This window comes from Flavobacterium sp. LHD-85 (genome assembly GCF_030929595.1).
In the GTDB taxonomy this organism is placed as follows: Bacteria; Bacteroidota; Bacteroidia; order Flavobacteriales; family Flavobacteriaceae; genus Flavobacterium.
Genome location: NZ_JAVFVR010000009.1, coordinates 100947 through 121543, shown reverse-complemented (window position 1 = coordinate 121543; position 20597 = coordinate 100947). Strand labels below are relative to the sequence as shown.

The following is a 20597-nucleotide window of genomic DNA, read 5'->3' as shown; positions in this document are numbered from 1 at the left end:
AAAACTGCAAAATCAATTATTACCAATTGATTTTTAAATACTTACAATAAAAATCAATGAATAGAAGCGGCGTTATCATCACCAGATAATTCTACTTTTTGTTTGATAAAACGCTTTCCTATATTTAAAATTATGAATGCTGTTATAGTTGTAGTTGTCATGATCGCTACCATTGGCGTTACAGAATTTTTCACAAAAACACCAACCGCAAACGAAGCCAAAGCTCCGATTCCAAGCTGAATTGCACCCATTAATGCCGAAGCGCTTCCAGTATTTTTAGCAAAAGGAGCTAGTGTTAATCCAGCAGTATTTGGATTTGAAATTCCTAAGCAAGCCAAAAATAAGAATAACATTCCGATAGTTTGATACAAGCCTAGAAGGTCATTTAAAGCCAAAATCAAGAATATAATGCTTATAACAGATTGAGAAATCAAAGCGCCAAAAATCATCTGTTCGCTCGAAAAACGCTTCAACAGCATAGAATTCAATTGGCTAGATCCAATAAAACTAACCGACATTAGCGCAAAAATCCATCCATAAGTTTTAGCATCAACTTTATAAATATCCATAAAAACTAGTGGAGAAGCCGCTACGTATGAAAACAATCCTGAAAAAGCTACAGCACCTGTAAACGCATACGTATAAAACTGAGGCTCTTTTAAAACTAAAAGAAAATTAGATAAAATCGGTTTTGGCTTTAACGATATTGAAGTATCTGGTTTATATGTATTTGGAAGTCCAAATTGTGAAGCTGTCAAAACCACGATTCCCATACACATAAGGATAAAAAAGACAGCATGCCAGCCTAAATCTTCGGTAACATAACCACCAATAGTTGGCGCGAGCATTGGAGAAAGTCCAACAACGAGCATTAAAAGCGAAAATACTTTTGGAATATCTTTTACAGGAAACAAATCACGAACCATTGCTACAGAAGCTACAGTTGCGGCACAACTTCCAATAGCTTGAACAAAACGAAGCATTATAAAAGAATCAATATCAGCGACATAAATACAGCCTAAAGAAGCAAGAATATAGACTAGAAGTCCAACAAACAGAGGTTTTTTACGTCCAAAACGGTCTAATAATGGACCGTAAAGCAATTGTCCAGCCGAAATTCCGATGAAATAACTGGATAAACTCATCGAAACTTTAGCAACAGTGGTATTTAAATCCTTTGCAATTCCCGAGAAACCAGGCAGATACATATCAATTGAAAAAGGACCAAGAGCAGTCAGGGAACCTAATATCAGGATAAGCTGAATATATTTTTTTGTTGTCATTATCTTAAAAAAGGGCTTATAATTTTTTGCAAAGGTAAAGATTTCATACCTTGTTATAGAACTTGAAGAAGTTTATAACAATAAATTAAAGTAATCGCAAAAATTATTTAGCGCAACTATCTATTAATCTTTAAATTAAGAAAGTATGAAGAAGTACCTTTTGTTATTAGCAGTCTTATTTACATCAATTTCATTTGCTCAGACCATTACGTCAAAACAGGAAGAAGCCAGCGTTGAGCAGTATGAGCTTCTTAAAAAAGTGAATCAATATTATCCAGACATTTCATTAAGCAAATCGGTTACAAATTTTTACGCTGACGGAAAAATTATCGATTCGCAGCAAGATTTTGATTTAAGAGGCACAAAATTTTCAAGTTATAAATTAGGCATCGAGCCAGGAAACAAAAAGGTAAAATTTGATTACACATCTAGTGAAGCTGGCCATGTGTATGGAGACGTTACCATTTTTAACGGAAATGCTTTACGAACAACATTTAACGAAAAAACAAATCAGATTGATGTATCATTAAATGGAAAATCGGTGTATTTGAAAAAATTATAGATTTTGAAAAATTTAGAAAAAGCATCGCAAATTTGTGATGCTTTTTTGATTTATATTTGGTTCAGATTTTAATAAAACAAACTAAAATGAAAAAATTTCTTTTCCTGGCATTTTTAATTTCAATGCAAGCGTTCTCACAGCAAAACAAATTCTCAGGAACTTGGGGAAACCAAAAATGCAAAGACTGCAAGAAAGAATATATTTTTAGAATTACAATTGCTCAGTCAAATTATAAGATTTTTGGAACAGCTGAAGTTACAAGCGACCATAAAGATTTAAACTCTGGAATTTTAGAAGTTTCCGGACATGTTTATCCGCATGGCGATAAAGCACAAATAAAACTGAAAGATAAAAATGGAGTTACATCTAGCGCAGTTTTATTTGTAAACGATGCAGTGATACAATTTAATAAAAATGGAGGAAGCGATATTGTGCCAAAGGAGATGATTTTGAGTAAATTATACGAATAAGCTCCTTCTCGGAGTTATTTCAATTTGACCTATAATTTATATTATGTAAAATAGAATATTTTAAAAACCACCCTATAGTTGTGCTGTATGCTTTTAATTTAAAAATCTATTTAAATATCAATAATTTGGCTTCTTTACTTCTGTCGAGTTATTCATAAATAGTTTTGCTCTTTTACTAAGTGATAATTTCAAACTCGTATAAATTCGCTGTACGGTTTTAATTTTCAAAAATTCTCAAATATCGAAAAATTGATTCGTTTGATTTATGGACTCATATCAAGTAGAATATTTTAGCTAAAAAGTAATCGACCATAAATACGCTGTATGATTTCAAAATAAAAAAAAACTCAAATATTGAAAATTTGAGCCATTTGATTTTTGACAACAATCAATCCGAATATTTCAATCTATAGATAATCGACCATAAATACGCTGTATGATTTTGAAATCAAAAATTTCTCAAATATTGAAAAATGAGATTTGCTTATTTACGAACACTTATTCATCAACTTCAAATATTTTTTATTAAATTGAAATCAATTATAATTACGCTATATAATTTTTAAAAGAAAATATTTTCAAATATCGCAAAATCATAAACCTTGTTTTTGAGCTGTTTCTTTTTCTTTTAATTGAAATGTCTTTTTTGAATTAGAAATTTTTAAAATTTTAAAACATTAAAACTTTTTCAAGTCTTATTGTCATTATCTTTTAACATTTCTTTAAAATAATTAGTTTCTATTAATTAACCTTTCATTGTAAGACTTTATTTTACTATTTTTACATTCGATACTTTAAAAATAAATTATCACATATATGAATACAGTTGCTGAGCATATTGCAGATTTTTTAAAAGAATACAAACCGTTTGATAATTTAACCTTCAAGGAATTATCAGATATTGCCACGAATATCCGTGTCATTAATTTAGAAAAGCATGCGGTATTATTTCAAAATAACGATCCGCTTCATGAAAGTTTTTATGTTGTAGCTTCTGGTGTCATTAATCTTACGACTATTGCAGACGCTGAAGAAACCATTATAAACAAATGTCATGAAGGCGATATTTTTGGTTTACGCCCGTTTTTTGCAAAAAACAATTATATGATGACGGCTAAAGCGCGTGAAGAAAGCATTATTTATGCTATTCCGATTGCTGTTTTCAGACCATTTGTAGCCAATAATTCGGATGTACTTAACTTCTTGTTAGAGAGTTTTGCTGTAAATTCACGTCATACCAAAGATAGTATGAGTTCTAATGGCAAGTTAGTCTCAGACTCTGATTATTTAGATCAGCAGACAGAAATGCAATACATTCAGTCACTTAACTATAATAATTCGCCATTAACAACGAAAGCAGATTCTATAATTAAAAATGTCGCAAATTTAATGACAGATTCAATGTTAGATAATATCATAATCTGTGGCGAGAAAAATCATCCGATTGGTATTGTTACCAACGCCGATTTATCATCTAAGATTGCAACTGGACGCTTTCCTATTACTGAAACTATTGACAAAATCATGTCGTCTCCAGTTGTTACAGTTTTAGAAAATGTGTCTTTGGCAGAAGCGCAATTGCTAATGCTAAAACATAATGTAACACACTTATGCGTTACTAAAGATGGCACAAGTAAATCTGTCGTAAAAGGAATTATTTCTGAGCACGATCTTATTGTAGCTCAAGCTAGTAACCCTGGTGTATTAATTAAAGAAATTAAGCGTTCTCAGCTTCCAAAAGACTTAAAACAAATACGTGACCGTCTATCTGATTTGATTCAGAATTCGATTCAGAAAAATATTCCAATCTCACACGTTAGCAATATTGCAAGCGAGATTAACCTAGCCATTATCAAGAGAGCAGTCGAATTATCAATTTTAGACTTAGGCTCCCCTCCTGCACGTTTTGCGTGGTTAAGCATTGGTAGTCAAGGACGTAAGGAGCAATTATTACTTACAGATCAAGATAGCATTTTAATTTTTGAAGATGTTACACCTGAGAAATACAGAGAAGTAAAAGATTATTTTTTAAGATTAGCAAAACGCACTACTTCTATCTTAGAAAAAGTAGGCTACGATTATTGTCCAAACGGGCATATGGGCAGCAATATGCTTTGGTGCAAATCATTGAGTGACTGGACAAAACAATACAATAGCTGGATGAATACTCCAGGTGAAAACAGTAATGATTTGAGCAGTATTTTCTTTGATTATGAAATTGTTTTTGGAGAACCTAAAATTGAAGAAGCAATTGAAAACGTGATTTTTAAGAATGCCGTTAACAACACTTTATTCTTTGACTTTTTAGGAAATGATGCTTTAAAGAGAAATTCTCCTTTGAGCTTCTTCAAGAAATTTATTGTTGAAGAAGATGGTCCAAACAAAGATAAATTTGATATTAAAACAAGAGCTTTAATGCCATTAATTGACGGTGCACGATTATTAATATTAAATGCCAATATTAAAGGAATTCAAAACACCTATTTAAGATTCAAACAATTAGCTATTACAGATTCTAAAAATGCAGAAATTTATCTAAGCTGTGCAGAAGCTTTTTTAACGCTTTCAAAATTTAGAACTGTTGAAGGATTAAAAAATGACGACTCTGGCCAATATATTAATTTAAGAGAAATGTCAAAAACTGACAAAGAGAAATTAAAAAATGCATTGTCCCCAATGAAAGACCTGGAGGAACTGATTAAGAGTAAATTTCAATTGACACAATTCTCATAAAACATGCTAGACTGGCTAAAAAATATCAATAAAGACTATCCAGATTTCTGGAAAGATTATTTAACTAAATTCGAAACCAAACCTAATAAGTTTGTTGTTTTATCAACAGAGACTTCTGGCTTAAATCCGGATAAAGATGTTATTTTATCTCTTGGAGCCTTTTCTATTATTGATGACAGCATAGTTATTAAGGAAAATTTTGAAACAGTTTTATTGCAATACAAATATCTTCAAGACAATGGGCTTTCAAATGAATTTATCATTGAAAGCAAAATGATGAAAATGCCTGAACCAGATGCACTTGAAGCTTTTGTGAAGTTTATTGGGAATTCTATTTTGGTTGGACATCACATCAATTTTGATATTGAAATGCTAAACGCTTCTCTAGAGCGTCTAGATTGTGGCCGACTAAAAAATGAAGCTTTGGATGTTGATGTCATGTACAGAAAATTGACTGATATAAACGACAAACAATTTTCACTAGACGATTTATGCGAAATTTATAAAATTCCAAAAAGCGATAGAAATTCTTCTTCAGAAGATGCATACAAAATTGGACTTCTTTTCTTGAAATTAAAATCTAGATTGGGAATCAAATAAAAGTTTTAAAGTTTTAAAATATTGGAAATTCCAAGTTCCAATTGAAGAAATACAAAAGCCTCTTAAATTTTAAGGGGCTTTATTTATTAACAGAAATTTACAAACTCGCCTATTTTTCAAATTAAGTAAAATTGTAATTTTAAGGTCAAATATTTACAAAATGCAAGCCATGAAAAACTTACTATTTCTATTGCTAATTCTGATTTCAACAACAGCAATTTTTGCACAAAATCAAGATCCTTCATCTAAGCGAATTTTAGGAAACTGGTATTCGAACACAAATCGAAATACAAAATGGAGTTTTACTCAAGATGGAAAAGTTTACAATTACAACAATAATCGAATGAAAGTGATGTATAAATATTCGATCTCACACAGCTGTCAAAACTTTTCAGATGATACTGCTGAATTTGTAACCTTAAGAGATAAAGACGGAAATGAGTTTTGTTTTAGAATAAATGGAATTAATGAAAATAAAAATGGAATTCTATCACTCACTAACTTAAGCAATATGCAACCGCTTATTTTTGTAAACGATGTAAATTCAAAAGTTGCACAATAGCAAAAAAGCATTAATTTTTTTTAAATCTTCAAAACCAACTCTAATCGTATTACAAAAAGTAAAGCCTCTTAAAACTAAGAGGCTTTTATATTTTTAATTAAGAAATTTTTCCTTTGATAATTTCATCTACAATTTCTGGGTTTAATAATGTTGAAGTATCTCCAAAATTAGAATGATCACCTTCTGCTATTTTACGCAAAATTCTACGCATGATTTTTCCAGAACGAGTTTTTGGCAAACCAGAAACGAATTGAATTTTATCCAATTTTGCGATTGGTCCGATATGATCAGAAATATACTGGTTAATCTCTTTCGTTAAGTTATTTCTATCTCTAACCTCTCCAGTTTCTTTTAGAATAACGTAACCATATAAGGCATTTCCTTTAATGTCATGAGGGAATCCAACAATTGCAGATTCTGCAACCGCTGGGTGTTCATTGATCGCATCTTCAATAGGAGCTGTTCCTAAATTATGACCAGAAACAATTACCACATCATCTACTCTACCCGTAATTCTGTAGTAACCTACTTCGTCTCTTAACGCTCCGTCTCCTGTAAAGTATTTTCCAGGGAAAGCAGAGAAATAAGTGTCTTTATAACGTTGGTGGTCTCCCCAAATTGTTCTGGCGATTCCTGGCCATGGGAATTTAATGCATAAACTTCCAACCACTTGATTTCCTTCAATTTCATTACGTTTTTCATCCATCAAAACTGGCTGGATTCCTGGTAATGGTAAGGTTGCATACGTTGGTTTTGTTGGTGTTACAAATGCAATTGGCGAAATCATTATTCCTCCAGTTTCAGTCTGCCACCAAGTATCCACAACTGGACATCTCTTATCTCCTACGTGATCATTAAACCAGTGCCAAGCTTCTTCGTTGATTGGTTCTCCAACAGATCCAATAACTTTAAGAGATTTAAGAGGATATTTTTGAATATAATCTAAACTTTCTTTTGCTAACGAACGGATTGCCGTTGGTGCGGTATAGAATTGTGTAATTTTATGTTTTTCGATAATATCCCAAAAACGGCTAAAATCTGGATAAGAAGGAACTCCTTCAAAAATTACAGTTGTAGCACCATTCAATAATGGTCCGTATAAAATATAAGAGTGACCTGTAATCCAACCGATGTCTGCTGTACACCAGAAAATATCATTGTCTTCGTAATTGAAAACGTTTTTGAAAGTGTATGCCGTGTAAACCATATAACCAGCAGTCGTATGAACCATTCCTTTTGGCTTACCTGTTGAACCTGAAGTATATAAAATAAACAACGGATCTTCAGCATCCATAATTTCAGCGACGCTATTGTCTAGAGCGGCATCTAATAATGGCTGTAACCAAATATCACGGCCTTCTTTCATTTTAACATCAGTATTAGTTCTTTTTGCCACTAAAACTTTTGTAACAGAAGCGCAAGTTTCTAGAGCTTCGTCAACAATTCCTTTTAAATCAATTGTTTTATTTCCTCTATATCCACCGTCTGATGTGATTACCATTTTACACTCGCAATCGTTGATTCTTGCCGAAACTGCAGAAGCAGAAAATCCAGCAAAAACAACAGAGTGAATTGCTCCAATTCTAGCACAAGCCAAAACAGAAACAGCCAATTCTGGAATCATTGGCAAATAAATGCAAACTCTATCTCCTTTACGAACACCTTGTTCGCGAAGAACGTTTGCCATTTTTGAAACCCTTTCGTATAATTCATTATACGTTATATGTAAAGCTTCTTCAGAAGGATCGTTTGGCTCAAAAATAATAGCCGTCTTCTCTCCTCTTTTGCTTAAATGTCTATCAATACAGTTTTTGGTAATGTTAACTTTAGCATCTGTAAACCATTTTACTTCAGCCTCAGCCATATTAAAATCAACAACTTTTTCCCATTGCTGGTACCATGTGAAATTCTCCTCTGCTATTTTTCCCCAAAATTTTCTTGGCTCTCTTATTGACTTATTGTAATGTTTAAAGTATTGTTCTAAATTTTCAATTTTGTAATAGCTCATCGTTTGTTGAATTTTTTTATAAATGTATTAAATCTGAACGTATCCGTGAAATAATTTAATTCATAAATTTTATTAAATAGAAACATTTATTTAATAAAATATGATAATTATCTGAAATTATTCTAAAACTTTATTTTTTATTACTGCTTAAGGGCAAAAAAGGCATAATAAATAGATATTATGCCTTTTTTAATTTAACAAATTTCAATAACAATTAATTTTTGCGAACCGCACTGCGAGACTTTTCTATATTTTGAAAATAGCAGCAACTTTATTAATTAAAACAGAAATTTCAACAAGTATATTTTTAACAAAATATACCCCATTTTTAGGGATCCGCTTCACTTAACTCTCTCACAGAAGTTAAGTGAATGCAATATGCATCTATATCTTTTATCTTAATAAGTGCTTACTAATTCAAAATATTACAAATCATTGATACAGTGCAAATCCCGCAAAATCGAATTCTGCGGGAATTCCCCTTTTTTTATTATCCAATTTTTTTCATTGCTGTCATAGACTCTCTTAACCAAGCTCCTACTTCTTCGATAGGATGCTGACGGATTTCTCTGTTAACAGCAATCAATACTGCATTATCTACTCCGTTTGAAGTTGAAAACGGTTTTCCGATAATATTAGTATCTACTTTTTTCATGAATTCAGTCAATAATGGCTTACAAGCATGATCAAATAAGTAACATCCGTACTCAGCAGTATCAGAAATTACACGGTTCATTTCGAACAATTTCTTTCTTGCAATTGTGTTTGCAATTAATGGCAACTCGTGTAATGACTCGTAGTAAGCAGATTCTTCAATGATTCCCGCTTCAGTCATTGTTTCGAAAGCTAATTCAACACCAGCTTTTACCATTGCAATCATTAATACTCCATTATCAAAATATTCTTGCTCAGAGATTGGAGCTTCTTGTGGAGCTGTTTTTTCGAAGTTAGTTTCTCCTGTTGCAGCTCTCCATTTCAATAAGTTAACATCATCATTAGCCCAGTCGATCATCATAGTTCTAGAGAATTCTCCAGAAATGATATCGTCTTGATGTTTTTGGAATAACGGACGCATAATATCTTTCAATTCTTCAGCCAATTCGTAAGCTTCAATTTTTGAAGGATTATTCAAACGATCCATCATATTTGTAATACCACCGTGTTTTAAAGCCTCAGTGATAGTTTCCCATCCGTATTGGATTAATTTAGAAGCGTAAGCAGCATCGATTCCTTTTTCAACCATTTTATCGAAACATAAAATAGATCCTGTTTGCAATAATCCGCAAAGAATTGTCTGCTCACCCATTAAATCTGATTTTACTTCAGCTACGAAAGATGATCTTAAAACTCCAGCTCTGTGTCCTCCAGTTGCTACCGCGTAAGCTTTAGCTTGATCTAAACCAAATCCGTTTGGATCGTTTTCTGGGTGAACTGCAATAAGAGTTGGAACTCCAAATCCTCTTTTGTACTCTTCACGCACCTCAGAACCTGGACATTTAGGAGCACACATCACAACAGTGATATCTTTACGAATCTGCATTCCTTCTTCTACAATGTTGAATCCGTGAGAATAAGACAAAGTAGATCCCTGTTTCATTAATGGCATAATAGCAGTTACCACAGCTGTGTGCTGTTTGTCAGGTGTAAGGTTACAAACTAAATCTGCAGTTGGAATCAATTCTTCGTACGTTCCTACTTTGAAACCATTTTCAGTTGCATTTTTATAAGAAGCTCTTTTTTCTGCAATTGCATCAGCACGCAATGCATAAGAAATGTCTAAACCAGAATCTCTCATGTTTAAACCTTGATTCAAACCTTGCGCTCCACAACCCACAATTACAACTTTTTTTCCAGCTAATGCTGCAATTCCGTCTGCAAATTCTGATTGCTCCATAAATTCGCAAACTCCTAATTGTTCTAATTGTAATCTAAGTGGTAATGTATTGAAATAATTTGCCATTTTTGTTTTAATATTTAATGAAATGAAATTTAATATTGATTATATATAACTAAGATTTTTATTATTTAAAGCTCTCCAATAATGTAGAAATCTCCATTTTTTGTTTAGAAACTGATATTCTTCCCGAACGTACAAACTGCATAATTCCGTATGGTTTGAACTTTTGGTATAATTCTTCAATTTCAGAACGTCTTCCTGATTTTGAAATCACAAAGAAATCACGAGAAACTGTCACAATTGTAGACTGGCTTTCTTTGATAATATTCTGAATCTGTTTCTCGTCAAACAACAAACTTGAAGCGATTTTGAACAAAGCATTTTCTAAGAAAATCGTTTCTTCGTCTGTATGATAAAATGCTTTTATAACTTCAATTTGTTTTTCAATTTGGCCTACAATATTCTGAACCCATTTTTCTGTCGTATTAACTACTATGATAAATCTTGAAACATTCTCTATTTCTGATTCTGAAACATTTAGACTTAATATATTAATGTGACGCTTTAAGAATATTCCAGATATTCTATTTAATAAACCCACATTATTTTCTGAATATACCGATATGGTAAATGTTTTATCTTCCATGTTGTTTTTTTAGTTTTATTTTCCCGATAGCTATCGGGATTGAAACTTTTTCCTTAACTTAATCTAATTTCTGATACACAAGCTCCTGTTGGAATCATTGGGAAAACGTTGTTTTCTTTTTCGACTACAACTTCTAAGAAATATGAATCTTTTGAAGCCAGCATCTCAGCGACCGCGGCATCTAAATCTTCGCGTTGTGTAACTTTTTTAGATTTGATATGGTATCCTTCAGCAATGGCAATGAAATTTGGATTAATCATTTTTGTTGAAGCATATCTGTTATCAAAGAATAATTCTTGCCATTGGCGAACCATTCCTAAGAATTCGTTGTTTAAAACCACAATCTTTACCGGAACCTCTGTCTGGAAAATTGTTCCAAGTTCCTGAATTGTCATCTGGAAGCCTCCATCACCAATAATCGCTACTACTTCACGTTCTGGTTTTCCCATTTTTGCTCCAATTGCAGCAGGCAATGCAAACCCCATTGTTCCTAATCCACCTGAAGTAATATTACTTTTAGTCGAATTGAATTTAGCATAACGGCAAGCAAACATTTGGTGCTGACCAACATCTGAAACGATAATTGCGTCTCCTTTTGAATGTTTGTTGATCATTTCGATAGTTTCTCCCATCGAAATTCCTTTACCGTTTGTTGGATTTAATTCTTCTTTTATTACTGAATCAAATTCAACTTTGCTTAATTCTTTGAATTCATTATGCCAAGCATCATGAGATTTTGCATCTAATAATGGTAGTAAAGCAGCTAAAGATTCTTTTACATCTCCTAAAACAGCAATTTCTGTTTTCACGTTTTTATCAACCTCTGCAGGATCAATTTCAAAGTGAACTACTTTTGCCTGTTTTGCGTAAGTGCTTAATTTACCTGTAACACGATCGTCAAAACGCATTCCGAAAGCAATTAAAACATCACATTCGTTAGTTAGTAAATTTGGCGCATAATTTCCATGCATCCCAAGCATACCAACGTTTAGAGGATGATCTGTCGGTAATGCTGATAAACCTAAAATTGTCCAAGCTGCTGGAATTCCAGATTTTTCAACCACCGCTTTAAATTCTGCTTCTGCCTGACCCAAAATAACTCCTTGTCCAAAAACAATAAAAGGTTTTTTTGCACTATTAATTAAAGCCGCAGCTTCGGCAACTTTGTCTAAGTTTAATTTTGGAACTGGAACATAACTTCTGATTCCTGTGCATTTTTCATAACTAAAATCTAACTCATCAAACTGAGCATTTTTAGTAATATCAACCAATACAGGCCCTGGACGTCCAGAACGAGCAATATAAAATGCTTTTGCAATAATTTCAGGAATTTGAGAAGCTTCAGTTACCTGAAAATTCCATTTTGTAACCGGAGTAGAAATTCCGATAATATCTGTTTCCTGAAATGCATCAGATCCTAATAAGTGTCTTCCAACTTGACCTGTAATACAAACCAAAGGAGTTGAATCGATTTGAGCATCTGCGATACCAGTTACTAAATTTGTAGCTCCTGGTCCAGAAGTAGCAATTGCTACCCCTACTTTTCCTGTAGCTCTTGCATAACCTTGAGCTGCATGTGTTGCACCTTGTTCGTGACGTACTAAAACATGGTGTAACTGATCTTGAAATTTATATAATTCGTCGTAAACTGGCATTATAGCTCCACCTGGGTAACCATAAATTAAATCTACTCCTTCTGCTAATAAACATCTTATAACGGCTTCTGCCCCTGATATTTTCATAGTATATCTTTTTTTCAAAAATCAATATCAAAGTTCAATTTCAAAATTCAATGGAAATCTTTTATAAATATTTCCACTTGAGTTTGCCATTGTCATTGCTATTGTAATTGATATTTTTATTTTTATAATTAATTATCGGTAACACATCCTGTTGATGCACTAGAAACCGACTTAGCGTATTTAAGTAAAACCCCTCTGTCAACTTTTAAAGCTGGCTTAACCCAAGCTGCTTTTCTTGCGGCAAATTCTTCGTCAGATATCTTCAGGTCAATCGTATTTTTCACCGCATCAATAGCAATTAAATCACCATCTTTTACTAGTGCAATACCACCACCATCATATGCTTCTGGTGTAACGTGTCCTACCACGAAACCGTGCGAACCGCCCGAGAATCTACCGTCTGTGATTAGTGCACAACTGCTTCCTAATCCAGCTCCAATAATCGCAGATGTAGGCTTCAGCATTTCAGGCATTCCCGGACCACCTTTTGGCCCACAACCTCTAATGACGACTACATTACCTGGTTTAATTTTTCCGGCTTGAAGACCTGGAATTACTTCAAATTCACCTTCAAATACAACAGCTGGCCCTTCGAAATACTCTCCTTCTTTTCCGCTGATTTTTGCTACAGCACCTTCAGAAGCAAGATTTCCGTATAATACCTGAATATTTCCTGTTGGTTTTAATGCTTTTTGAATTTCATGAATTACTTCTTGTCCGTCTTGCAAATCTGGAGTTGAAGCTAAGTTTTCAGCAACTGTTTTTCCTGTTACAGTTAAACAGTCTCCGTGAATAAGTCCAACTTTCAATAAGTATTTCATAACTGCTGGAATACCTCCCACTTCGTGAATGTCTTCCATCATATATTTACCGCTTGGCTTCATGTCTGCCAATACCGGTGTTCTATCGTTAATAGCTTGGAAATCATCTAAAGTAATTGTGATTCCAACTGAGTGAGCCATTGCGATTAAGTGCATAACCGCATTTGTAGAACCTCCTAAAACAGCTACAATTGTAATAGCGTTTTCGAAAGCCTTACGAGTCATAATGTCTCTTGGCTTAATATCTTTTTCTAATAATATTTTGATTGCTTTTCCAGCTTCCAGACATTCATCTCTTTTTTCTTGGCTTAAAGCAGGATTTGAAGAACTATAAGGCAAACTCATTCCCAATGCTTCAATTGCAGAAGACATTGTATTTGCAGTATACATACCACCGCAAGCACCAGCTCCAGGACAAGCATTTTGAATAACACCTTTAAAATCTTCTGGAGTAATTTCGCCTTTTACCTTTTTACCTAAAGCTTCAAAAGCAGAAACAATGTTTAAAGATTCTCCTTTCCATTTCCCAGAATGAATAGAACCACCGTAAATCATCATAGACGGACGGTTCAATCTTCCCATTGCAATTAATGCTCCAGGCATATTTTTATCGCATCCAGGAATTGCAATAATACTATCATACCATTGCGCACCCGCAACAGTTTCGATAGAATCTGCAATTACATCACGAGAAACTAGTGAGTAACGCATACCTTCAGTTCCGTTAGAAATACCGTCACTGACACCAATGGTATTAAAAATAAGTCCGACAAGATCTGCATCCCAAACACCTTTTTTAACATCTTTTGCTAAATCGTTCAAGTGCATGTTACAAGTGTTACCATCGTAACCCATGCTCACAATACCAACTTGTGCTTTTTTTAAATCTTCCTCAGTTAAACCGATTCCGTACAACATCGCTTGCGCCGCTGGCTGTGTTTGATCTTGTGTGATGGTCTTGCTGTACTTATTTAATTCCATTATAGTTTTATTTTTTAATTTTTTACTCAAAAAAAAACCTTCCAGTATTTGGAAGGTTTGTAATATAGTCTTTCAATTATATTTATAACATTCCCGATGCAGATGTGTGAATCACATTGACAACAACGACAGAAGTAATAATAATTGAGATTTGCATCATTTATTTTTTAGTGTTACAAAAGTAAATAAACTTCTGGAAGTAAAAAAATAAAATCTCAACATTTACAATACTTCTTGTGATTATCTTCACATTTTAACAAAAAATATTAAACAATTGTAGATTGCCCAATACTTACATTGTCATTATTGAAATACAGCAAATCATCTTTGCTGAAAATAAAATTAGAAACAAACTCTCCTACTTCGTTAGTTCCGAATTTTGAATCTGGTTTCAAATCAACTGTAACTACTTTGTATTCAATTGCTTTTTCTACCGCTTTATAGATTACATGAGCTTCTTTCGTTAATCCAAAATGCTCTAACAAAAGTGCCGCCGCTAAAATCGAAGCAATCGGATTAGCAATGTTCTTTCCTTTTGCCTGCGGATATGACCCATGAATTGGCTCAAACAAAGCATTTTTCTCTCCTAAAGATACTGATGGCAATAAACCAATAGATCCCGTAATTACACTAGCTTCATCAGATAAAATATCTCCGAACAAGTTTTCAGTTAAAATCACATCAAACTGTTTCGGATTTAAGATTAACTGCATTGCTGCATTATCAACAAATAAGAAATCAAGCTTAACATCTGGATAATCCTCGCTCACTTTCTGAACTACTTTTCTCCACAATCTTGAAGTTTCCAAAACATTGGCTTTATCGACCATCGTTAGCTTTTTGCGTCTTTTTTGTGCCGATTTAAAAGCTAAATGTGCAATTCTGGTAATTTCTTCTTCTGAATATTCACATAAATCCGAAGCATGTGTTCCTTCTTCATTAAGTGTTTTTGTTCCAAAATAAGCTCCACCTGTTAATTCTCTAAAAATGGTAAAATCTGCTCCTTCAATAATTTCTCTTTTTAAAGGAGAAGATTCAATTAAGGCTTTATAAGGTTTTATAGGACGAATATTAGCAAACAATCCTAATTCTTTTCGCAGTTTTAATAATCCTTGTTCCGGACGAACCTTTGCATTTGGATTGTTATCGTATTTCGGATCACCAATAGCACCAAGCAAAACTGCATCTGTATTTAAACACAGATTCAGAGTCTGCTCCGGCAAAGGACTTCCCGTCTTATCGATAGCAACCGCTCCCATGAGTGCTTCTTCAAAAACAAATTCATGATTATACACTTCGCCAATAGCGTACAAAGCTTTCTTAGCTTGTAAAATTACTTCTGGCCCAATTCCGTCTCCTGGTAAAACTGCAATTTTTAAATTCATAATCTCTCGCTCTTTATGTCTTTAAATCCTTATTGTTCCTTGTTTATTTTTTAAATATTAACCTCTATTTTAGAAGCTTCTATAATTTGGTGAATATCTGCGTCTACAACTTCTTTTTTAATGTCAGCAAATTTCAAGAATTCGATGTAAACGATATCCAACTGTACTTTTGTCAATTCGTAACCCACTTTTTTAGCACGGTAAGCTAAAGCTGCTCTTCCGCTTCTTGCTGTTAAAATGATTGAAGATTCATTTACTCCAACATCTAACGGATCCATAATCTCGTAAGTAGCTCTATTTTTGATTACACCATCTTGGTGAATTCCAGAACTGTGTGCAAAAGCATTTGCTCCAACAATTGCTTTGTTTGGCTGTACAATCATCCCCATACTTTCAGAAACTAAACGGCTCATTTCGTTTAATTCTCTTGTATTGATGTTTGTGTCTAAATTTAAGTAAGGATGTTGTTTGAAAATCATTACCACTTCTTCAAGTGCAGTGTTTCCAGCTCTTTCACCAATACCATTAATAGTACACTCTATTTGTCTTGCTCCATTTATAGCTCCTGCGATTGAGTTTGCAGTTGCCATTCCTAAATCATTATGACAGTGGCATGAAAGGATCACGTTTTCGATTCCTTTTACGTTTTCTTTTAAGTATTTAATTTTTGCTCCGTATTCTTCTGGAAGACAGTATCCAGTAGTATCAGGAATATTCAATACCGTAGCTCCAGATTTAATCACTTCTTCACAAACTTTAGCTAAGAACGCATTGTCTGTTCTACCAGCATCTTCAGCGTAGAATTCAACATCTTCTACATAAGATTTAGCATGTGATACAGCAAATTTTGCTCTTGCAATAATATCTTCAGGCGTAGTTTGTAATTTGTGGAGTATATGAGATTCCGAAGTTCCGATTCCAGTATGGATTCTAGGTTTCTTAGCATGCTTTAAAGCAGCTGCAGCAACATCAATGTCATTTTTTACGGCTCTTGTTAGTCCGCAGACGGTTGCATTTTCTACAATTTTACAAATCTCAGAGACCGATAAAAAATCGCCTGGACTTGACACAGGAAAGCCTGCTTCGATAATGTCAACTCCCATTTTGTCTAGTCGTTCTGCGATAACTAATTTCTGTTTAGTATCTAACTTGCATCCTGGAACTTGTTCACCATCTCGCAATGTGGTGTCAAAAATTTGAACTTTCTCTCTATTCATATTCATTTATTTAATGTAATTTCACATCTTGATAACAAATATATATTGTACTATTACAGTATGAAATTCATTTTAATGAAATTATACTGTTTATAAAACGTTTTATCCTATACTAACTAACTTATAATCAATAAGTTATATTATTATTTTTTACAATGGCTAACCATCAAAAAGATTTCTTATTTGTTCTAATCAAATCACTTTCGAAATCAGAAAAAAGGCAGTTTAAAATTTTTGCAAGCCGATTAGAAACGAGTTCAAATACAAAATTTATTGAATTATTTAATATTCTAGACAAATCTGAAGTTTACGATGAAAAACTCATTCTGAAGAACGGTGTTATCCAAAAAGTACAGTTATCTAACTTAAAATCATACTTATACAAGCAAATACTTGTTAGTATAAGATTAAATATTCCAAGCCAGAATATTCGTTATCAGCTTCGCGAGCAAATGGATTTTGCTGTTATTCTTTATAATAAAGGTTTATACAAACAGAGTTTAAAAATATTAGACAAGACAAAACAGCAAGCTTTAGAAAATGATGAAAAATACATGGCCTATGAAATTGTAGAATTCGAAAAACTAATCGAATCGCAATATATTACCCGAAGTATTCAAGGACGCGCCGACGAATTGGTTGTTCAAGCCAAAGAATTGAATTACAGAAATACAATTTCAAGCAAATTGTCTAATTTATCGCTTCAGTTATACGGGATCATGCTAAAAACGGGTTACGTAAAAAATGATGATGAATACAGATATATTGATGATTACTTCAACAAGCATATTTCTAAGCTTGACGAAAGCAAATTTGGCTTCCGCGAAAAATACTGGTTTTACAATGCCAATCTTTGGCGAAGCTTTCTAGTTCAAGATTTCTTGGCGAGTTATAAATTTGCATATAAATGGGTGCAGCTTTTCTATGATAATCCAAATATGATTTATCTGAATCCTGTTTTCTTCTTAAAAGGAAATCATTATTTCTTAGAATCGCTTTATATGCTAAAATATACATCGAATTTCAAGAAATACCTAAATCTTCTGGAAGAAACCATTACAGATCCTAAATTTCCTGTCAATGACAATATTGCATCTTTGTCATTTCTTTATGTTTATAACAATAAGTTAAACCTTCATATTTTAGAAGGTACTTTTGCAGAAAGTGAATATCTGATTCCTGAGATTCTAGAAAAACTGAAACTGCACAGCGAACATTTGGATGAACATCACGAAATGTTATTCTTCTATAAGTTTGCTTCTATTTATTTTGGAAATGAAAAGTATAATGAGTGCATCAATTATCTGGATAAAATCATTAACAATAAAAACTTGACCATGCGTGAAGATTTAATGTGTTTTGCAAGATTATTATCACTTATTGCACATTATGAGCTTGGAAAAGATTATTATCTAGAAAATCATTTAAAAAGCACTTATAAGTTCTTACTGAAAATGAACGACTTGCATGAAGTCCAAAAAGAAATCATCAAGTTTTTAAGAAACTTAAATAATTTCTATCCTGCTGATATCAAAAAGGAATTCAAGAAAATGCACACTCGTTTTGTAGAGCTCGAAAAGAACACTTACGAAAAAAGAGCTTTCTTATATCTTGATATTATTTCGTGGTTGGAAAGCAAAATCGAAAACAGAAAAATTGCTGATATTATAAAGGAGAAAGCGAAATTGAACAACAGGTAAATGTTTTAAATTCCAATAAAGAAATTCCAAATTCCAATCAAAAGGGTTGAAAACAAAGTTTTTCACCCCTTTTTGTCATCCCGAGGAACGAAGGATCACACTCGTAAATCAACAAACCCGACAGGTTTTTTAAAACCTATCGGGTTTAGAATCAAAAAAAAATCCCAAACTCCAACGAAATTTGGAATTTGGGATTTTTTATATTGAATATTAAAAGAATTTATTCGACTATATTAGAAGTCGTAACATAGAAATCTTTATCCACTTCTAGTTTCCTGTCTTCATTTTCTGTTTTTACTGATTGCCACTCTGTTGTTGGTTTCAGCCAAGTTTCAACACCGTTTAATTTTACTCTTACTGGCATGTCAAACTTAGAAACGCAATTTGTCCAATGATAGCCGAAAGTTCCGTTTTTAAACATATATTCGAAAACTGGAATTTGTGTTGTACTTAAATATTGCGCAAAAACTCTGTTGAAGTTAATTCCAGACTGCTCGTTCATATAATCCTGAATCTGTTTTCCTGTAACAGTTTGATGATAAAAAGTCTTATTCATGCCTCTTAAAATCGATTTCCATTTAGCATCATCATTGATAATCTGACGAATCATATGAAGCATTGAAGCTCCTTTTGGATACATATCTCCAGATCCTTCATTATTCACATCATAATGCCCAATAATCGGAATATCGTTTTGAATGTTTTTTCTGCATCCAATTACGTATTCTGCACCAGCATCTTTTCCGTAATAATACTCAACAAAAAGGCTTTCTGAATAGTTTGTAAAACTCTCGTGAACCCACATATCAGCAATATCTTTGTAGGTAATATTGTTAGCATACCATTCGTGACCAGATTCATGAATAATGATAAAGTCAAACTTTAATCCCCAACCTGTACCGCTTAAATCGCGTCCTAAATAACCATTTTTGTATTGATTACCGTATGTTACAGAACTTTGGTGCTCCATTCCTAAATACGGAACTTCAACCAATTTATAACTATCTTCATAAAACGGATAAGGTCCGAACCAGTTTTCAAACGCCCTCAGCATTTTAGGAGCATCTTTAAACTGCTCTTTTGCCAAAGCTAAATTATCTTTTAACACATAATAATTACAGTCTAAATTTCCTTTTTCGCCTTTAAATACTTCTGAGAAATTAACGTAATCACCAATATTGATATTTACGCCGTAGTTGTTGATCGGATTTGAAACGTACCAATTAAACGTTTTTGTTCCGTCTTTTTCCTTTTTAACACTTTGCAATCTTCCGTTAGAAACCTCAGTTAAATCCCCTGGAACATTTACACTAATAAGCATATTCTCTACTTCATCACACATATGGTCCTTACACGGCCACCAAACACTCGCGCCTAAACCTTGACAAGAGGTAGCAATAAAATCTTTTCCGTTTTTATCTTTTTTCCAAGAGAAACCACCATCCCATGGTGCTCTAACAGCTTCTTTAGGCTTTCCTTCAAAGAAAACTACGATTTCTTTTACGGCACCAACTTTTTGCTTTTCTGTTAAAGTAATAAAGAAAGCATTCCCGTTTCTTTCAAATTTTAAATCCTTACCATTCTGAGTTACTTTCGTAATATTCATTGGTTCCTGTAAATCGATCTGCATACGGCTGTTTTCCGTCAAAACCGTATAACGAACAGTATTAGAACCCGAAATTGATTTTTCTTTTGGATTCACTTTTACATCAAGGTGATAATATTTCAAGTCCCACCAAGCCCTTTCTTTTGTAATGCTTCCGCGTAAAGTATCCTGATGTGTAAAAACGGTTTCTGACTTATTTAAAAGTCCCTGAGCATTGGCAGTAAAACCAACCAAAAAGGCGAAAACTACGCCACCAAAGTATTTTTTCATTATTTTAAAATTTGAAATAATTAGGTAATTAAACCAGCTTAATCTTCAACAAATGTAAACATTCGAATCAAGTTTTTTAAAAAATTATCATTTCAATACAAATAAACAATATTC

At 33.1% G+C, this 20597-nt stretch carries 15 protein-coding genes; 6 read left to right on the top strand and 9 right to left on the bottom strand.

Features of this window, described 5'->3' with window-relative positions; genetic code table 11:
* Positions 1–53: 53 nt before the first annotated feature.
* Positions 54–1283: a multidrug effflux MFS transporter gene (locus RB618_RS15745; RefSeq protein ID WP_308069612.1), complete on the bottom strand. Its 1230-nt coding sequence runs from the start codon at positions 1281–1283 to the stop codon at positions 54–56.
* 145 nt (positions 1284–1428) lie between these two features.
* Here RB618_RS15745 and RB618_RS15740 point away from each other — a divergent pair, with 145 nt between their 5' ends.
* The 5 genes from RB618_RS15740 to RB618_RS15720 all read left to right on the top strand — a co-directional run bounded on the left by RB618_RS15740 (position 1429) and on the right by RB618_RS15720 (position 6210).
* Positions 1429–1845 (top strand): hypothetical protein, encoded by a 417-nt coding sequence (locus RB618_RS15740; protein WP_308069611.1) that lies wholly within the window; start codon positions 1429–1431, stop codon positions 1843–1845.
* A gap of 86 nt (positions 1846–1931) precedes the next feature.
* A complete protein-coding gene (locus RB618_RS15735; protein ID WP_308069610.1) occupies positions 1932–2315 on the top strand; it encodes a hypothetical protein in 384 nt (127 codons plus the stop codon).
* 816 nt (positions 2316–3131) lie between these two features.
* Positions 3132–5048 (top strand): DUF294 nucleotidyltransferase-like domain-containing protein, encoded by a 1917-nt coding sequence (locus RB618_RS15730; RefSeq protein WP_308069609.1) that lies wholly within the window; start codon positions 3132–3134, stop codon positions 5046–5048.
* 3 nt (positions 5049–5051) lie between these two features.
* Positions 5052–5648 carry a 3'-5' exonuclease gene (locus RB618_RS15725; protein ID WP_308069608.1) on the top strand — a complete coding sequence of 199 codons (597 nt, stop codon included), beginning with the start codon at positions 5052–5054 and terminating at the stop codon, positions 5646–5648.
* Positions 5649–5817: 169 nt separating this feature from the next.
* Positions 5818–6210 carry a hypothetical protein gene (locus RB618_RS15720; RefSeq protein WP_308069607.1) on the top strand — a complete coding sequence of 131 codons (393 nt, stop codon included), beginning with the start codon at positions 5818–5820 and terminating at the stop codon, positions 6208–6210.
* A 97-nt stretch (positions 6211–6307) separates the two neighbouring features.
* Here RB618_RS15720 and acs read toward each other — a convergent pair whose 3' ends face one another.
* The 7 genes from acs to RB618_RS15685 form a co-directional block, all read right to left on the bottom strand.
* Positions 6308–8218, bottom strand: coding sequence for an acetate--CoA ligase (gene acs, locus RB618_RS15715; RefSeq protein WP_308069606.1), 1911 nt, complete (start codon positions 8216–8218; stop codon positions 6308–6310).
* A gap of 490 nt (positions 8219–8708) precedes the next feature.
* Entirely contained in the window at positions 8709–10178 is a 1470-nt protein-coding gene (ilvC, locus tag RB618_RS15710) for a ketol-acid reductoisomerase (protein ID WP_308069605.1), read from the bottom strand.
* A 61-nt stretch (positions 10179–10239) separates the two neighbouring features.
* Positions 10240–10761: an acetolactate synthase small subunit gene (ilvN, locus tag RB618_RS15705; protein ID WP_095929307.1), complete on the bottom strand. Its 522-nt coding sequence runs from the start codon at positions 10759–10761 to the stop codon at positions 10240–10242.
* Positions 10762–10814: 53 nt separating this feature from the next.
* Entirely contained in the window at positions 10815–12503 is a 1689-nt protein-coding gene (gene ilvB / locus RB618_RS15700; protein WP_111378044.1) for a biosynthetic-type acetolactate synthase large subunit, read from the bottom strand.
* 128 nt (positions 12504–12631) lie between these two features.
* Positions 12632–14305, bottom strand: coding sequence for a dihydroxy-acid dehydratase (gene ilvD, locus RB618_RS15695; RefSeq protein ID WP_111378208.1), 1674 nt, complete (start codon positions 14303–14305; stop codon positions 12632–12634).
* Between the two features lie 266 nt (positions 14306–14571).
* A complete protein-coding gene (leuB, locus tag RB618_RS15690; protein WP_308069604.1) occupies positions 14572–15690 on the bottom strand; it encodes a 3-isopropylmalate dehydrogenase in 1119 nt (372 codons plus the stop codon).
* Positions 15691–15740: 50 nt separating this feature from the next.
* Entirely contained in the window at positions 15741–16907 is a 1167-nt protein-coding gene (locus RB618_RS15685) for a 2-isopropylmalate synthase (RefSeq protein ID WP_111378209.1), read from the bottom strand.
* 155 nt (positions 16908–17062) lie between these two features.
* On the opposite strand from RB618_RS15685, the gene RB618_RS15680 reads away from it, so the two are divergent.
* On the top strand, positions 17063–18607 hold the full coding sequence (locus RB618_RS15680; protein WP_308069603.1) for a hypothetical protein: 1545 nt from the start codon (positions 17063–17065) through the stop codon (positions 18605–18607).
* Positions 18608–18827: 220 nt separating this feature from the next.
* Here RB618_RS15680 and RB618_RS15675 read toward each other — a convergent pair whose 3' ends face one another.
* Complete coding sequence (locus RB618_RS15675; RefSeq protein WP_308069602.1) at positions 18828–20483, bottom strand: M1 family metallopeptidase; 1656 nt, start codon at positions 20481–20483, stop codon at positions 18828–18830.
* Positions 20484–20597: the final 114 nt, after the last annotated feature.

Bases quoted from the DNA above. Each gene is read 5' to 3' on its own strand.
- RB618_RS15745 (WP_308069612.1), bottom strand. From the start codon at position 1,283: ATGACAACAAAAAAATATATTCAGCTTATCCTGATATTAGGTTCCCTG.
- ilvB (WP_111378044.1), bottom strand. From the start codon at position 12,503: ATGAAAATATCAGGGGCAGAAGCCGTTATAAGATGTTTATTAGCAGAA.
- RB618_RS15680 (WP_308069603.1), top strand. From the start codon at position 17,063: ATGGCTAACCATCAAAAAGATTTCTTATTTGTTCTAATCAAATCACTT.
- leuB (WP_308069604.1), bottom strand. From the start codon at position 15,690: ATGAATTTAAAAATTGCAGTTTTACCAGGAGACGGAATTGGGCCAGAA.
- ilvD (WP_111378208.1), bottom strand. From the start codon at position 14,305: ATGGAATTAAATAAGTACAGCAAGACCATCACACAAGATCAAACACAG.
- RB618_RS15725 (WP_308069608.1), top strand. From the start codon at position 5,052: ATGCTAGACTGGCTAAAAAATATCAATAAAGACTATCCAGATTTCTGG.
- RB618_RS15730 (WP_308069609.1), top strand. From the start codon at position 3,132: ATGAATACAGTTGCTGAGCATATTGCAGATTTTTTAAAAGAATACAAA.
- acs (WP_308069606.1), bottom strand. From the start codon at position 8,218: ATGAGCTATTACAAAATTGAAAATTTAGAACAATACTTTAAACATTAC.
- RB618_RS15685 (WP_111378209.1), bottom strand. From the start codon at position 16,907: ATGAATAGAGAGAAAGTTCAAATTTTTGACACCACATTGCGAGATGGT.
- RB618_RS15675 (WP_308069602.1), bottom strand. From the start codon at position 20,483: ATGAAAAAATACTTTGGTGGCGTAGTTTTCGCCTTTTTGGTTGGTTTT.
- RB618_RS15740 (WP_308069611.1), top strand. From the start codon at position 1,429: ATGAAGAAGTACCTTTTGTTATTAGCAGTCTTATTTACATCAATTTCA.
- ilvC (WP_308069605.1), bottom strand. From the start codon at position 10,178: ATGGCAAATTATTTCAATACATTACCACTTAGATTACAATTAGAACAA.
- RB618_RS15720 (WP_308069607.1), top strand. From the start codon at position 5,818: ATGAAAAACTTACTATTTCTATTGCTAATTCTGATTTCAACAACAGCA.
- ilvN (WP_095929307.1), bottom strand. From the start codon at position 10,761: ATGGAAGATAAAACATTTACCATATCGGTATATTCAGAAAATAATGTG.
- RB618_RS15735 (WP_308069610.1), top strand. From the start codon at position 1,932: ATGAAAAAATTTCTTTTCCTGGCATTTTTAATTTCAATGCAAGCGTTC.